We start from the raw sequence: 14,324 nt of genomic DNA on the forward strand, positions 1-14,324 counted from the left end.
ACCTGGCCATACAGGGCGCCCCAACAATCCCTGCTGTGCGACCGGGAGTTCCGCTGCCATGCCTGGACCGAAAGACCTCGATCCGTCGTCGTCCCCCCGCGCGCTCCTGGGCGCGGAGCTGCGTCACGCCCGCGAGAAAGCGGGGCTGAGCCAGGAGGAGCTGGGCGCGCGGCTGTTCGTCAGCGGCTCGTTCATCGGCCAGTTGGAGGCGGGCACGCGGAGGATGCAGCCGGAGTACGCGCGGATGCTGGACGACGTCCTCGGGACGGAGGACTTCTTCCAGCGGAACTGCGCGGCGTCGGCGAAGTCGAAGTATCCCGAGCATTTCGCCGAGGCGGCGGAGGCGGAAGGGGCGGCGACGGCGATCAGAGAGTACGCGTCAATGCTGATCCCGGGGTTGCTGCAGACTCCTGATTACGCACGGGCAGTCTGCCGCGCCTATCAGCCGACTGCGGCGGACGACGTGATCGACGAGCTCGTGGACGCACGCATGCAAAGGGCACGCATGCTCACGGATCCAACAGCGCCCGTGTTGTGGGCCGTCGTTGACGAAGCCGCGCTACGTCGGACCGCCGGTGGCCGTACGGTGATGGCGGACGCCCTGCGCCACCTCGCCGGTCTGATGCAGGAGAACCGGGTCATCGTCCAGGTGCTGCCTTTCGACGCGGGAGCACATCCGGCCATGCAGGGCTGCGTCCGACTGATGGACTTCGCGGACTCCCCACCCTTGGTGTATCTCGAGGGAGTCGGCACCGGACGGGTCGACGACGACCCTGCCACCGTGGCGCGCTACCGCGTCTACTACGACCTGCTCATGATGTCCGCGCTCCCGCCTGGGAAGTCCCTGTCCTTGATCGAGGACCTGGCGCAGAATTACGGCCATGGAGACCACCCCTGAGTACGACTGGCACAGGTCCAGCTACAGCGGCGGAAGCGGCGACAACTGCCTCGAAGCCGCCCTCGGCAACACCGCACTCGTCCCCGTCCGCGACTCCAAGAATCCCCTCGGCCCGAAACTCCTCTTCCGGGCCGAGGCCTGGTCGGCGTTCGTCGGGAGCCTCACGCACCCTGCGTGAGAGGCAGCGCAGCGAACTCGTAGCCCTCCCACAGGCGGCGTGACGCCTCCTCCGGGTACGGCGCCACGGCCGGCTCCGCGTCCAGGACCTGGACCAGGCGCCGCTCCGTGTCGTACGCGGGCCAGCCGGGGTCGCCGGTGCGGGCGAAGGACGTCCAGGAGGACCGGAAACGCGAGGACAGCGCCAGCGCCTCCGCCGACGGCTGCGCGCCCTCGAAGAGGAGCAGGCCGAGGTCGGCCCCGAAGGTGCCGAAGAGCAGGGGCACGTCCAGGGCGTGGCACGCGCCGAGGGCGCCGCCGTTGCCGGGGGCCGGCCAGGTCAGCTCGTAGATGTGGGAGCGGCCGCCGCCCGCGAGGTGGGCCTCGGCCAGGTGCAGGGACGGCATGGCGAACAGCCAGTCGGTCTGGACGCGTTCGTAGAGGTCGTTCGCGGACCAGTCGGGGTACGCGGCGCGGTAGGCCTCCTCGCCGCCCGGCGCGTACAGCCGCAGCGCCTTGCCCGCGCGCTCCTCACCGATCGAGCCCAGCTTGCCCGCCATCGCGGTGAACAGGCGGTTCTCGTCGCGGTTGTGGCCGACGACCAGGTCGACGTCACGGGACGTGCCGGACGCCAGCGCCTGCCACGGGGTGACCGGGAGGACGTCGCCGTCGACGACCGGGGAGTACGGGGTGGAGGTGGGCGCGGCCTGGCCCCAGCGGTCGAGGTACTGGGACATCCTCGGGGTGAGGGTCTGGCCCGCCTTGACCAGCTGGGCCGGGTCCACGGCGGCCAGGTCGGCGACGGTGGGACGCAGGCCGAGTTCGGCGGCGAGGACGGTGCCGATGTCGCAGGCGAGTTCGTCGGAGAAGAAGGTGCCCGGCACGCTCTGGGCGATGGCCCGGTGGAAGAGCCCGGCGGCGCGGGGCATGGCCAGGAGGGAGGCCACGGAACCGGCGCCCGCCGACTCGCCGAAGATCGTGACCTGGCCGGGGTCGCCGCCGAACGCGGTGATGTTGTCCCGTACCCACTCCAGCGCGGCCATCTGGTCGAGCAGGCCCCGGTTGGCGGGGGCGCCCTCGATGCGGGCGAAGCCCTCCATGCCGACGCGGTAGTTGAGGGTGACGACGACGAGGTCGCCGTCCTCGGCGATGCGGCGGGCGTCGTAGCCGGGGCTGCCGGAGTGGCCCAGGCGGTAGGCGCCGCCGTATATCCACACCATGACCGGGCGGCGGGCGGCCGGGTCGGGGGCTGGGGTCCAGACGTTGACCGTGAGCCAGTCGTCGCCCTCGGGGAGGGCGGCGGGCGGGCCCGCCAGCCCGGTGTCCTGCGGGGGCGGCGGGCCGAAGGCGTGGGCCTCGCGGACGCCGTCCCAGGGGCGGGCCGGTCGCGGGGCGGCGAACCGGGCCTCGCCCACGGGCGGCTCGGCGAACGGGATGCCGCGGAAGACGGTCAGGCCGTCCTCCACTCGGCCGCGCACCGCGCCGGTGGCGGTGCGCACCACGGGCTCCGGGACCTCGGGGTTCGTCATGGATCACTCCCTCACTCGAGTTGGTGATCCCACGGACCCTACGCCGCGGTGCGCGGACGGGTCGGGCCGGGTCAGCTGAGGGTCTTCAGCGACTCCGCGTCGAAGGGGGCGAGTTCACCGAAGCGGCCGGAGAGGACCTTGTCCGCCCACTGCGGGTCCTGGAGCAGCGCGCGGCCGATGGCGACCACGTCGAACTCGTCGCGCTCCATGCGGTCCAGGAGGTTGTCGAGGCTGCCGAGCGCGGCACCCTGGCCCTGGAAGGAGCCCAGGAACTCGCCCTCCAGGCCCACGGAGCCGACGGTGATGGCGGCCTTGCCGGTGAGCTTCTTGGTCCAGCCGGCGAGGTTGAGGTCGGAGTCGTCGAACTCGGGCTGCCAGTAGCGGCGCGTGGAGGCGTGGAAGGCGTCGACGCCGGCCGAGGCGAGGGGGGCGAGGATGGCCTCCAGTTCCTCGGGGGTCTCGGCAAGACGGGCGTCGTAGGCGTCCTGCTTCCACTGGGAGTAGCGGAAGATGACCGGGAACTCGGCCGAAACCTTCTCGCGGACGGCGGCCACGATCTCGGCGGCGAAGCGGGTGCGGGAGACCGGGTCGCCGCCGTAGGCGTCGGTGCGGCGGTTGGTGCCCGCCCACAGGAACTGGTCGATGAGGTAGCCGTGGGCTCCGTGGATCTCCACGCCGTCGAAGCCGATGCGTTCGGCGTCGGCGGCCGCGTCGGCGAAGGCGCCGATGACGTCGTCCAGGTCGCGCTGGGTCATCGCCTTGCCGGTGACCTCGTCCTCGCCGATGCGCAGGCCGGAGGGGCCGACGGCGGGGGCCTCGGGGAAGGGCTGCTCGCCCTGCTTGCGGACCATGCCGATGTGCCACAGCTGCGGCACGATCGTGCCGCCCGCCGCGTGCACCGCCTCGGCGACCTTCGCCCAGCCGGCCAGCTGCTCCTCGCCGTGGAAGCGCGGCACGCGGTCGCTGAGCCCGGCGGAGTCGTGGCCGACGTAGGTGCCCTCGGTGACGATCAGGCCGACACCGGCGGCGGCGCGGCGGGAGTAGTACGAGACCACGTCCTCGCCGGGGACGCCGCCCGGGGAGAACATCCGGGTCATCGGGGCCATCGCGATGCGGTTGGGGACGGTCAGGCCGTTGATGGTGGCCGGGCGGGCGAGGATCTGGGCGGCGCGCGAGGCGGCGTCGGCGGCGGTGACGGTCACGTGGGGGCTCCTCTGGAGGTACCGGGAGGTATGTGCATGTGCATGAACCTGCCGATGACAACGGGGGCGCCCGCCACGCGCATTCCGGCCGCCCGGCATCAGTGACCCAGGTCACGGCACCGAACGCCCGAGGGCGGCACCCCCTGTCGGGAGTGCCGCCCTCGGTCCGTACTGGACGGTCGATCAACCGGAACCGGTCGATCAGAAGTCCATGTCACCGCCCGGCATGCCGCCCGGAGCACCGGCCGCGGCGGCCTTCTCCGGCTTGTCGGCGATGACGGCCTCGGTGGTGAGGAACAGCGCGGCGATGGAGGCGGCGTTCTGCAGGGCAGAGCGGGTCACCTTCGCCGGGTCGATGATGCCCTCGGCGATCATGTCGACGTACTCACCGGACGCGGCGTTCAGGCCGTGGCCGACGGTCAGGTTGCGGACCTTCTCCACGACGACGCCGCCCTCGAGACCACCGTTGACGGCGATCTGCTTCAGCGGGGCCTCCAGGGCGAGCTTCACGGCGTTGGCGCCGGTCGCCTCGTCACCCGACAGCTCCAGCTTCTCGAAGACCTGGGAGGCCTGGAGCAGGGCCACGCCACCACCGGCGACGATGCCCTCCTCGACGGCCGCCTTCGCGTTGCGAACGGCGTCCTCGATGCGGTGCTTGCGCTCCTTGAGCTCGACCTCGGTGGCGGCACCGGCCTTGATGACGGCCACGCCGCCGGCCAGCTTCGCCAGGCGCTCCTGGAGCTTCTCGCGGTCGTAGTCCGAGTCGCTGTTCTCGATCTCGGCGCGGATCTGGTTGACGCGGCCGTTGACCTGGTCGGTCGAGCCGGCGCCGTCGACGATGGTGGTCTCGTCCTTGGTGATGACGACCTTGCGGGCGCGGCCCAGGAGGTCCAGGGACGCGTTCTCCAGCTTGAGGCCGACCTCCTCGGAGATGACCTCGCCGCCCGTGAGGATGGCGATGTCGCCGAGCATGGCCTTGCGGCGGTCGCCGAAGCCCGGGGCCTTGACGGCGACGGACTTGAAGGTGCCGCGGATCTTGTTGACGACCAGGGTCGACAGGGCCTCGCCCTCGACGTCCTCGGCGATGATCAGCAGCGGCTTGCCCGACTGCATGACCTTCTCCAGGAGCGGCAGCAGGTCCTTGACGTTGCCGATCTTGGAGTTGGCGATGAGGATGTACGGGTCGTCGAGCGACGCCTCCATACGCTCCATGTCGGTGGCGAAGTACGCCGAGATGTAGCCCTTGTCGAAGCGCATACCCTCGGTGAGCTCCAGCTCCAGACCGAAGGTCTGGGACTCCTCGACGGTGATGACGCCTTCCTTGCCGACCTTGTCCATGGCCTCGGCGATGAGCTCGCCGATCTGGGTGTCGGCGGCGGAGATGGAGGCCGTGGAGGCGATCTGCTCCTTGGTCTCGACGTCCTTCGCCTGCTCCAGCAGGGCGGCGGAGACGGCCTCGACGGCCTTCTCGATGCCGCGCTTCAGGGCCATCGGGTTGGCGCCGGCCGCGACGTTGCGCAGGCCTTCCTTGACGAGGGCCTGGGCGAGAACGGTCGCGGTGGTCGTACCGTCACCGGCGACGTCGTCCGTCTTCTTGGCGACTTCCTTGACCAGCTCGGCGCCGATCTTCTCGTACGGGTCCTCGAGCTCGATCTCCTTGGCGATGGAGACGCCGTCGTTGGTGATCGTGGGCGCGCCCCACTTCTTCTCGAGGACGACGTTGCGGCCCTTGGGGCCGAGCGTCACCTTGACGGCGTCCGCGAGCTGGTTCATGCCGCGCTCGAGGCCGCGCCGCGCCTCCTCGTCGAACGCGATGATCTTGGCCATGTGAAGTGGTCCCTCCAGGACTGGGGGTGATTCCTTCGGACCGCGCCCGCGCCCGCGACGGACGGCTCGCCGGCCTCGTGGTTCCTTCCCCACCCGGCCCGCGGGCCTCACCGACCCGGTCCTTCGTTGTCACTCTCACCTTCAGAGTGCTAACGCCAATGATTAGCACTCGCCCCCATCGAGTGCAAGCGCCTCTCGAGGATCCGCGCCCGCGCTCAGCCACCCGCGAACACGGAACCGGGGGCCGTCCGGGCAGCCCGAAGGGCCCGCACCCCGGGTGAGGTGCGGGCCCTTCGGAGAAGAACCGTTTACTTGCGGTGGCCGAACGTCTCAGGCGCTGAGGCGAACCATGTCGGCCTGCGGGCCCTTCTGACCCTGCGAGATCTCGAACTCGACCCGCTGGCCTTCTTCGAGGGTGCGGTAGCCGTCCATCTGAATCGCGCTGTAGTGGACGAAAACATCCGCACCACCGTCGACCGCGATGAAGCCGTACCCCTTCTCCGCGTTGAACCACTTGACGGTGCCCTGAGCCATGCCTAACTCCCCTATTACTGGCCCTTGCACAGATCCGCACTTCGCGGACCCGGGTCAGACCTCACCCCCCACGACTGGGGGCGTGCGCCGGAACGCGTCGACCGCGGCTGAATGTATCTGTCCAACTGCCGTCTGCAACAGGTCAATCGGACGAGAAATCTGGACGCACCCGGTCCGAAATATGGCGAGCTTTCGCCTGAATTCGGGTCAAGTCGGGTGTCACAAAAGGAGCAAAAGCCGCGAAATGCGCCTGCATTTTGGCTGCATCTTGTCGGGCGCAAAGCAGGAACTCAGGACTCCGGATCTTCCGATCGGGAGCGCGTTCCCCAACTCTACCGCGCTCAATCACATGGAATTGCCCCCTCCGCTTCTCTCACGGAGGGGGCAATGGGCACTACGAGGCGTGTCAGCCGCCGGCGACCGCCGGAATGATGGAGACGCCCGCGCCGTCCGGCGTGGCGGTCTCCAGGCCCTGCTCGAAACGCACGTCGTCGTCGTTGACGTACACGTTGACGAAGCGGCGCAGCTTGCCCTGGTCGTCCAGGACCCGGGCGGCGATGCCGGTGTGGTTCTTCTCCAGATCGGCGATGACCTCCCCGAGGCTCGCGCCGTCGGCGCTGACCTCGGCCTGCCCACCCGTGTAGGTGCGCAGAATGGTCGGGATACGAACGGTGACGCTCACTTCAAAACCTCCGGTCAGGTGATTGCCCAGGGGCGCGGGGAACTGCGCGACCAGCCCCCACCGACCCGCAGACGAGAACGATGGAGCGGTCCCTCAGACGAGACCGGCCTCGCGGAACGAATCAAGGCTGGGACGAATCGTCGCGGTGAGCCCCGTGCCAGCCACCGCGTCCAGCGTCTTCAGGCCATCCCCCGTGTTCAGCACGACCGTGGTCAGCGCCGGGTCCAGCACGCCGTCCTCGACCAGCTTCTTCGTCACGCCCACCGTCACCCCGCCGGCGGTCTCCGCGAAGATGCCCTCCGTGCGGGCGAGCAGCTTGATCGCGTCGACGACCTGCTCGTCGGTCACGTCCTCCACGGCGCCACCCGTGCGGCGCGCGATGTCGAGGACGTACGGCCCGTCCGCCGGGTTGCCGATGGCCAACGACTTGGCGATGGTGTCCGGCTTCTGCGGGCGTACGACGTCGTGCCCGGCCTTGTACGCGGTGGACACCGGCGAGCAGCCCTCGGCCTGGGCGCCGAAGATCTTGTACGGCTTGTCCTCGACCAGCCCGAGCTTGATCAGCTCCTGGAGACCCTTGTCGATCTTCGTGAGCTGGGAGCCGGAGGCGATCGGGACGACGATCTGGTCGGGCAGCCGCCAGCCGAGCTGCTCGCAGATCTCGTACGCGAGGGTCTTGGAGCCCTCCGCGTAGTACGGGCGCAGGTTGACGTTGACGAAGCCCCAGCCCTCGCCGGCCGGGTCGCCGATCAGTTCGGAGCAGAAGCGGTTGACGTCGTCGTAGTTGCCCTCGATGCCGACCAGCTCACCGCCGTAGACGGCGGCCATGACGACCTTGCCCTGCTCCAGGTCGTGCGGGATGAACACGCAGGAACGGAAGCCGGCGCGGGCGGCGGCGGCGCCGACGGCACCGGCGAGGTTGCCGGTGGAAGAGCAGGAGAGGGTGGTGAAGCCGAAGGCGCGGGCGGCCTCCAGGGCCTGGGCGACGACGCGGTCCTTGAAGGAGTGCGTCGGGTTGCCGGAGTCGTCCTTGACGAAGAGCTTGCCGGCCTCGACGCCCAGCTCGCGGGCCAGGTTGTCGGCCTTGACCAGCTTGGTCCAGCCCGGGTTGATGTTCGGCTTGGTCGCCACGTCGGCGGGGACGGGCAGCAGCGGCGCGTAGCGCCAGATGTTCGCGGGGCCCGCCTCGATGCGCTTGCGGAGCTCCTCGGTGTCGTACGCCGAGAAGTCGTAGGCGATCTCCAGCGGGCCGAAACACTCCTCGCAGGCGAAGAGCGGGCCGAGCGGCACGCGGTGACCGCACTCGCGGCAGGAGAGCGCCGCGGCGGGACCGAGGTCGACCGGGGAGGCGGCGGAGGGGGTGGAAGCGGTGGTGTCGGTGTTGCTTGCGACAGTCTGCACAGCCATGTGAGGCGAGGCCCTTTCTCCTCATCTTCCTCACGACGCATCTCGCCGTGAGACGGATTTGGCACCTTCCCTAGCCGGGAGCCTCGCCACGTCCGTGTGACAAGAACCGACTGGAGGGTTGCCGGGGCTTCATCGGGCCGTATCCCTCTGCCCCTCTGGATGAGCGGTTTTCAGTTGTTGGTCACGCGGCGACCCCGGCATGCGATGGTCGCCCGCGTTGTTCAAGACTGTAACCGACGGCCATGACAGTTGAGATAGTCGTCCGAACCGCGAGATGGATCACAGAGGGAGCCACCGACCGTGCTGGAAGAAGTCGAGCGCTGGCTGGACGCACGCTCCTGGTCCGTGCGGGACCGGCCGATCCAGCAGCTCATGGCCGCCAAGCACGCCGGGGGGCAGTCGGTCAGCGTGGTGCTGCCCGCCCTCGACGAGGAGGCGACCGTCGGCGCCATCGTCTCGGTGATCCGCCGGGAGCTGATGGAGCGGGTGCCGCTCGTCGACGAGCTGTTGGTGGTGGACTCCGGGTCGCGGGACCGCACCTCGGAGGTGGCCGCGGCGGCGGGCGCGCGGGTCGTGCACCGGGACACGATCCTGCCGCGCGTCCCGGCGGTGCCCGGCAAGGGCGAGGTGCTGTGGCGCTCGCTGCTGGTCACCGGCGGCGACATCGTCTGCTTCGTCGACGCCGACCTGCGCGAGTTCCGCGCCGACTTCGTCTCCGGCATCGTGGGCCCGCTGCTCACCGAACCGGACGTGCACCTGGTCAAGGCCATGTACGACCGCCCGCTCGGCGCGGCTCCCGGTCAGGGCGGCCGGGTCACGGAGCTGATGGCCCGCCCGCTGCTCAACATGCACTGGCCGCGGCTGGCCGGCTTCGTCCAGCCGCTCGGCGGCGAGTACGCGGCCCGCCGCTCCCTGCTCGAACAGCTGCCCTTCCCCGTCGGCTACGGCGTCGAGCTGGGGATGCTGGTCGACGCCCTGCACCTGGTGGGCCTGGACGCCCTCGCGCAGGTCGACGTCGGCGTCCGCAGGCACCGGCACCAGGACGGCCAGGCGCTGGGCCGGATGTCCGCCGCGATCTACCGCACCGCCCAGCTCCGGCTGGCCCGCGGCCATCTGGTCCGGCCCGCCCTCACCCAGTTCGAGCGGGGCGCCGACGGCTTCGAGCCGCGCACGTACTCCGTGGACACGGAGGAGCGGCCCCCGATGACGGAGATCGCCGAGTACGCGGCCCGCCGGGTGGCGTGAAAAGCCTCAGCCGGTGACGCCGTCCGACCAGCGCCAGGTGCCGCCGGAGTCCGGCTCGCAGGTCAGGTACTCGCCGCCGCGGCCGTGGGTGCTCAGGCCGCGGTGCTTCTTCGCGCAGAACTGGCCGTCGGCGTAGCAGTTGCCCGCGGGGCTGGTCAGCTCGCAGGCGCCGGTGCCGCCGCCGGTGCCACCGGTGCCGGTGTCCTTCGTCTTCTCGGGTTCGGGGGTCGGGTCCGGTTCCGGCGTGTGCAGCAGGCGACCGGCGCAGTCGCGGCCGTCGCGGGGGACGGTGAACGTCACGCCGTCGGGGCCGTCGGTCTGCTCGCAGACCTCCTCGCCGGCGCCCCAGGAGGACGCCTGCCGTCCGGTGCCCTGGAGCTGGACCGCGTAGTCGAGCCCGGCCTGCTTGGCGGAGGCGACGGCCGACCCGACGTCGCGGCCGGTGAAGTCGGACAGCGTGACGGGGGTGGGGGTCGGGGTCTGTGCGGCGGGGGACGCCTCGGGGGTGGGGCTGGGGCTCTGCGTGGCGGTGGCTGTGGCGGTGGCGGTGGCTGTGGTGGCGGCGCTCGCGGGCCGCTCGTCCGCCTGCGTACCGGCGCTTGAGTCGCCGCAGCCGGCCAGCGCCAGCGCGGAGGCCGCGACCAGTGCCGCGGAGGCCGCGAGTCTGCGCATGCGTATACGTACGGGCACGGAGCCCACCCCCCAGAAAGTTGAAATGTGCACCGCACATCCTCGGCACGTTCACATCTCCCACACAAGCGGTGTGACCGAATCGCGGCCGAAGTGATCCCCGGGCACGTTTGAGGTTTTCGGGGCCGGGCTACGTTGAGGCGTATGGCTGCAAGCTTCGGTACTGCCCAGGTGCTGGTCGCCTCCAACCGGGGGCCCGTCTCGTACGAGGTGCGGGAGGACGGTTCACTCGACGCGAAACGGGGCGGGGGCGGGCTGGTCTCCGGGCTGTCGGCCATCGGGCCGGACGCGGGGGCGCTGTGGGTGTGCTCCGCGCTCAGCGATGGCGACCGTGAGGCGGTGCGGCGCGGGGTCGGCGAGGACGGCGTGCGGATGCTGGACGTGCCGGCCGACGTGCACGCGGACGCGTACAACGGGATCGCGAACTCCGTGCTGTGGTTCGTGCACCACATGCTGTACCAGACGCCGCTGGAGCCGGTCTTCGACGCGGAGTTCCGGCTGCGGTGGGCCTCCTACGAGAAGTACAACCGGGCGTTCGCCGAGGCGCTGGCCGAGGAGGCCGCCGAGGGCGCGGTCGCGATCGTGCAGGACTACCACCTGACGCTGGTGCCGGGGATGCTCCGCGAGCTGCGGCCCGACCTGCGGATCGGCCACTTCTCGCACACGCCCTGGGCGCCGGTCGACTACTTCCGGCTGCTGCCGGACGACATCGCCGAGCAGGTGCTGCGCGGGATGCTGGGCGCGGACCGGCTCGGGTTCCTCACCCGGCGCTGGGCGGACGCGTTCACCGCGTGCTGCGACGCCCTGGTGGGCGGGCTCGGCGGCACGGAGATCGGCGTGCACGGGCTGGGCGCCGACGGGGACTTCCTGCGGAAGCGGTCGCACGAGGCCGACGTCGAGGAGCGGATGGCGGACCTGCGCGAGGAGATCGGGGAGGGTCGCCGCACGATCGTGCGGGTGGACCGGACCGAGCTGTCCAAGAACATCGTGCGGGGGCTGCTGGCCTACCGGGAGCTGCTGACGGGTCGGCCGGAGTGGCGCGAGCGGGTCGTGCACGTGGCGTTCGCCTACCCGTCGCGGCAGGATCTCGCCGTGTACCGGGACTACACGGCCGAGGTGCGGCGGGTGGCCGAGTCGATCAACGCGGAGTTCGGGACGGCGGGGTGGACGCCGGTCGTGCTGCACGTGAAGGACGACTTCGCGCGGTCGCTGGCGGCGTACCGGCTGGCGGACGTGGCGCTGGTCAACCCCGTCCGGGACGGGATGAACCTTGTCGCGAAGGAGGTGCCGGTCGTCTCCGACGAGGGGTGTGTGCTGGTGCTGTCGCGGGAGGCGGGGGCGTACGAGGAGCTGGGGGAGGACGCGGTCGTCGTGAATCCGTACGACGTGTCGGGGACGGCGGAGGCGTTGCACGAGGCGCTGGGGCTGCCGGCCGGGGAGCGGGGGGAGCGGTCGAAGCGGTTGGCTGCGGCGGGGACGGCGTTGCCGCCGGGGCGGTGGTTCTTGGAGCAGTTGGAGGCGTTGAGGGGTTGATCGCGCTGCCCGGCCCGCAGCTCGGGCTAGGAGGCGTCCGCCAAGGCTCGGAGTAGGGCCACTACTCCCTCCGGGCCGTCGACCACCAGGTCGGCTCGCTTGCGGAGGGCTGGGACCTCGTCGCTGCCGCTGCAGACCAGGAGGCCGGGGGTGTGCTGCGTGCGGAGGGTGTCGACGGCGTCGAAGGCGGGGAGGTCGCCGAGGTCGTCGCCGGCGTAGAGGACGGACCCGGCGCCGAGTTCGCGGACGTACTCGCGGAGCGCGGCGCCCTTGTCCATGCCGGGTGGGCGCAGTTCCAGGACCATGCGGCCCGGTTCCACGATCAGGCCGTTGCGGGAGGCCAGGCCGGTCAGCGGGGCGCGCAGGGCGTCGAAGGCGGCCTGGGGGTCGGGGGCGCGGCGGGTGTGGACGGCGACCGCGTGGCCCTTCTCCTCGATCCAGGTGCCCTCGCCCGCGCCGGAGTGCTCCAGCAGGCCGGGCAGTTCCGCGCGGACGGCGGCGACGCCGGGGTGCGGGTCGGGGGCGGTGAGGGTGCCGGTGGCGGCGTCCCAGCGTTCGGCGCCGTAGTGGCCGAGGACGACGAGGTGGTCGAGGCCCGGCACGTCCGCGAAGCCTCCGTGGTGGACGGCGACCTCGGCGGGGCGGCCGGTGATCACGGCGACGGCGGCGACCTTCGGGGCGAGGGCCGCGAGCGCCGGTACGGCGTCCGGGTGGGCGCGGGCCCGGTCGGGGTCGGCGACGATCGGGGCGAGTGTGCCGTCGAAGTCGAGGGCGATCACCGCGCGGCCGGGGTCGGCGAGGAGGGCGTCGAGGCCTTCGCGTCCGGCCTCGGTCGCGGGGGTCGGCAGGTGGTCCGGGGATTCGTCACGGGTGGATTCCTGGTGGCTGCCCATACCGCGAACCTATCCCGCCGCGGCGTGGGTCAACCTCACCGCTCCGAGCGGCGCGACTCCCGTACCCGGCGCAGCCGGTTGACCGTCACCGGGTCGGCGGCGAGCGCGCGGGGGTCGTCCAGGAGGGCGTTGAGGAGCTGGTAGTACCGGACGGGGGCCAGGCCCAGTTCCTCGCGGATCGCCCGCTCCTTGGCGCCGGGGCCGGGAAAGCTCCGGCGTTCCAGTGCGAGGACGTCCCGCTCCCTCTGTCCCAGGTCCATGTACGGCACCGTAACGCCCGCCACCGACAACGGCCGCTCCCCCGCCGCCGCTACTCGGCGCTGCCCGCCCGCATCGCCGTGGCCTGGATCTGGCCGAGCACTTCCTTGGGGCTGGCGCCGGGGGCGACGGCCTGGCCGATGCGCTTCTTGACGTCCGCGCTGACCGAGGCCCAGGAGGTCTTGCCGACCGGGTAGAGCTCGGAGAGCAGCAGTTCGTTCAGGAAGGGCTTGAGGTTCGCGTCCTCCTTGGCCGTGCTCATGATCTGGGAGGCGGAGGTGGTGACCGGGAGCAGGTCGTAGCGACGGGAGAAGGCGAGGACGTTCTCGTCGCTGTAGACGAAGTCGAGGAAGTCGCCGATCTCCTCCTGGTGGCCGTTCTCCTTGAAGGCCGTCATCCAGTCGGTGACGCCGAGTGTGTTCTTGCTCGCGCCGTCGATGCCGGGAGTCGTCACCATGCCGTACTTCACGCCCTTGTCGGACGCCGCCTTCATCAGCGTGGGATGCCCGTTGAGCATGCCGACGTCGCCGCCCGCGAAGGCGGCGAAGGCGTCGGCGCGGTCGAGCTTGCCGGGGGCGACGGGGCCGGTGAGGCCCTCGGCGACCAGTTCGTCCCTGAGCCAGGTGAAGGTGGTGACGTTCTGCGGGGAGTCGATGGAGTAGGTGCCGACGTCGTCGGTGTAGCCGCCCCCGCCGCTGAGCATCCACTGCATCGCCTCGGCCGGTGCCTCCTCGGGGCCCAGCGGCAGCGCGTACGGGTACTTCACGCCCTCGTCCTTGAGTGCCTCGGCGGCGTCGGCGAGGTCGTCCCAGCTCTTGGGCGGGGTGACGCCGGCCTTCTCGAAGAGCGTCTTGTTGTAGAAGAGCACCCGCGTGGAGGCCGCGAAGGGCAGGCCGTACTGGGCGCCGTTGACCTGGCCGGCGGTGGCGAGCTGGGAGACGAAGTTCGCCTGGACCGGGATGGAGAGCACGTCGCCGGCCTGGTAGAGCAGGCCCTGGTCCGCGTAGTCGGAGTAGGCGCCGATCTGGGCCAGGTCGGGAGCCTTGCCGGCCTCGACCATCTCGCGGACCTTCCGGTCGACGTCGTTCCAGGAGTAAACGGTGACGTCGACGTTCACATCGGGGTGCTTGGCCTCGTACGCACTGGCGACGTCGTCCCAGTAGCCCTGGGAGCTGTTGGCCTTGCTGTCGCCGTAGTCGGCGGCGACCAGCCTCAGCGTCACCTCGCCGGAGTCGCCGGTGATCCCGCAGCCGCCGAGGACCGCCGTCATGCCCAGTGCGGACACCACCGCGATCGTTCCTGTCCTACGCCGCTGCACCCTGATTCCCCAACCCTGCCGACGACACGTCGTGCACTGCTTGCCGCAGTCGTTCGCTTGTTCGCTTGTTCACTGATTCGCGCTTGCGCGCTTGTTCGCTTAACGGACTAAGGTCTACACCACGGCAGTGGACTAGACCTCTCCCGGGTCAA

At 70.8% G+C, this 14,324-nt stretch carries 14 protein-coding genes and 1 riboswitch; of the genes, 4 read left to right on the plus strand and 10 right to left on the minus strand.

Going from position 1 to position 14,324, the window contains the following annotated elements; translation table 11 throughout:
• Nucleotides 1–58 precede the first annotated feature (58 nt).
• Both AMK11_RS21580 and AMK11_RS21585 read left to right on the plus strand, forming a co-directional pair.
• A complete protein-coding gene (locus tag AMK11_RS21580) occupies nt 59–898 on the plus strand; it encodes a helix-turn-helix domain-containing protein (RefSeq protein ID WP_073729642.1) in 840 nt (279 codons plus the stop codon).
• The gene (locus AMK11_RS21585) at nt 882–1,076 is read left to right on the plus strand and encodes a DUF397 domain-containing protein (RefSeq protein WP_073729643.1); all 195 of its coding nucleotides are present in this window, start codon (nt 882–884) and stop codon (nt 1,074–1,076) included. The genes AMK11_RS21580 and AMK11_RS21585 overlap by 17 nt, the downstream gene beginning before the upstream one ends.
• Here the strand turns inward: AMK11_RS21585 and AMK11_RS21590 are convergent.
• The 6 genes from AMK11_RS21590 to thrC form a co-directional block, all read right to left on the minus strand.
• Complete coding sequence (locus AMK11_RS21590; RefSeq protein WP_073729644.1) at nt 1,060–2,583, minus strand: carboxylesterase/lipase family protein; 1,524 nt, start codon at nt 2,581–2,583, stop codon at nt 1,060–1,062. The two genes, AMK11_RS21585 and AMK11_RS21590, sit on opposite strands and share 17 nt — an antisense overlap.
• Before the next feature lie 71 nt (nt 2,584–2,654).
• A complete protein-coding gene (locus AMK11_RS21595) occupies nt 2,655–3,785 on the minus strand; it encodes an NADH:flavin oxidoreductase (protein WP_073729645.1) in 1,131 nt (376 codons plus the stop codon).
• 201 nt (nt 3,786–3,986) lie between these two features.
• Entirely contained in the window at nt 3,987–5,612 is a 1,626-nt protein-coding gene (gene groL, locus AMK11_RS21600; protein WP_073729646.1) for a chaperonin GroEL, read from the minus strand.
• A gap of 330 nt (nt 5,613–5,942) precedes the next feature.
• Nucleotides 5,943–6,146 (minus strand): cold-shock protein, encoded by a 204-nt coding sequence (locus AMK11_RS21605; RefSeq protein ID WP_004929928.1) that lies wholly within the window; start codon nt 6,144–6,146, stop codon nt 5,943–5,945.
• Between the two features lie 406 nt (nt 6,147–6,552).
• On the minus strand, nt 6,553–6,828 hold the full coding sequence (locus tag AMK11_RS21610) for a MoaD/ThiS family protein (RefSeq protein ID WP_073729647.1): 276 nt from the start codon (nt 6,826–6,828) through the stop codon (nt 6,553–6,555).
• 93 nt (nt 6,829–6,921) lie between these two features.
• Nucleotides 6,922–8,235 (minus strand): threonine synthase, encoded by a 1,314-nt coding sequence (gene thrC / locus AMK11_RS21615; RefSeq protein WP_073729648.1) that lies wholly within the window; start codon nt 8,233–8,235, stop codon nt 6,922–6,924.
• 18 nt (nt 8,236–8,253) lie between these two features.
• Nucleotides 8,254–8,401: riboswitch (SAM riboswitch) on the minus strand.
• A 134-nt stretch (nt 8,402–8,535) separates the two neighbouring features.
• Here thrC and AMK11_RS21620 point away from each other — a divergent pair.
• Nucleotides 8,536–9,480 carry a glucosyl-3-phosphoglycerate synthase gene (locus AMK11_RS21620; RefSeq protein ID WP_073729649.1) on the plus strand — a complete coding sequence of 315 codons (945 nt, stop codon included), beginning with the start codon at nt 8,536–8,538 and terminating at the stop codon, nt 9,478–9,480.
• Between the two features lie 6 nt (nt 9,481–9,486).
• Here AMK11_RS21620 and AMK11_RS21625 read toward each other — a convergent pair whose 3' ends face one another.
• Nucleotides 9,487–10,170 (minus strand): hypothetical protein, encoded by a 684-nt coding sequence (locus AMK11_RS21625; RefSeq protein ID WP_073729820.1) that lies wholly within the window; start codon nt 10,168–10,170, stop codon nt 9,487–9,489.
• A gap of 144 nt (nt 10,171–10,314) precedes the next feature.
• Here AMK11_RS21625 and AMK11_RS21630 point away from each other — a divergent pair, with 144 nt between their 5' ends.
• Nucleotides 10,315–11,703, plus strand: coding sequence for an alpha,alpha-trehalose-phosphate synthase (UDP-forming) (locus AMK11_RS21630; RefSeq protein WP_073729650.1), 1,389 nt, complete (start codon nt 10,315–10,317; stop codon nt 11,701–11,703).
• Nucleotides 11,704–11,729: 26 nt separating this feature from the next.
• Here the strand turns inward: AMK11_RS21630 and otsB are convergent, their stop codons facing one another.
• Genes otsB through AMK11_RS21645 form a run of 3 tightly spaced genes read right to left on the minus strand, consistent with a single transcriptional unit; the run spans nt 11,730 to nt 14,172 of the window.
• The gene (otsB, locus tag AMK11_RS21635) at nt 11,730–12,596 is read right to left on the minus strand and encodes a trehalose-phosphatase (protein WP_073729651.1); all 867 of its coding nucleotides are present in this window, start codon (nt 12,594–12,596) and stop codon (nt 11,730–11,732) included.
• A 35-nt stretch (nt 12,597–12,631) separates the two neighbouring features.
• Nucleotides 12,632–12,856: a DUF3263 domain-containing protein gene (locus AMK11_RS21640; protein ID WP_073729652.1), complete on the minus strand. Its 225-nt coding sequence runs from the start codon at nt 12,854–12,856 to the stop codon at nt 12,632–12,634.
• A 50-nt stretch (nt 12,857–12,906) separates the two neighbouring features.
• Complete coding sequence (locus AMK11_RS21645; RefSeq protein WP_079187591.1) at nt 12,907–14,172, minus strand: extracellular solute-binding protein; 1,266 nt, start codon at nt 14,170–14,172, stop codon at nt 12,907–12,909.
• Between the last annotated feature and the right edge of the window lie 152 nt (nt 14,173–14,324).

This window comes from Streptomyces sp. CB02414 (assembly GCF_001905385.1).
In the GTDB taxonomy this organism is placed as follows: Bacteria; Actinomycetota; Actinomycetes; order Streptomycetales; family Streptomycetaceae; genus Streptomyces.

What these genes read in the sequence shown, in the direction of transcription:
- otsB (WP_073729651.1), bottom strand. Translation starts at nt 12,596, where the DNA reads ATGGGCAGCCACCAGGAATCCACCCGTGACGAATCCCCGGACCACCTG.
- AMK11_RS21585 (WP_073729643.1), top strand. Translation starts at nt 882, where the DNA reads ATGGAGACCACCCCTGAGTACGACTGGCACAGGTCCAGCTACAGCGGC.
- groL (WP_073729646.1), bottom strand. Translation starts at nt 5,612, where the DNA reads ATGGCCAAGATCATCGCGTTCGACGAGGAGGCGCGGCGCGGCCTCGAG.
- AMK11_RS21640 (WP_073729652.1), bottom strand. Translation starts at nt 12,856, where the DNA reads ATGGACCTGGGACAGAGGGAGCGGGACGTCCTCGCACTGGAACGCCGG.
- AMK11_RS21590 (WP_073729644.1), bottom strand. Translation starts at nt 2,583, where the DNA reads ATGACGAACCCCGAGGTCCCGGAGCCCGTGGTGCGCACCGCCACCGGC.
- thrC (WP_073729648.1), bottom strand. Translation starts at nt 8,235, where the DNA reads ATGGCTGTGCAGACTGTCGCAAGCAACACCGACACCACCGCTTCCACC.
- AMK11_RS21580 (WP_073729642.1), top strand. Translation starts at nt 59, where the DNA reads ATGCCTGGACCGAAAGACCTCGATCCGTCGTCGTCCCCCCGCGCGCTC.
- AMK11_RS21630 (WP_073729650.1), top strand. Translation starts at nt 10,315, where the DNA reads ATGGCTGCAAGCTTCGGTACTGCCCAGGTGCTGGTCGCCTCCAACCGG.
- AMK11_RS21605 (WP_004929928.1), bottom strand. Translation starts at nt 6,146, where the DNA reads ATGGCTCAGGGCACCGTCAAGTGGTTCAACGCGGAGAAGGGGTACGGC.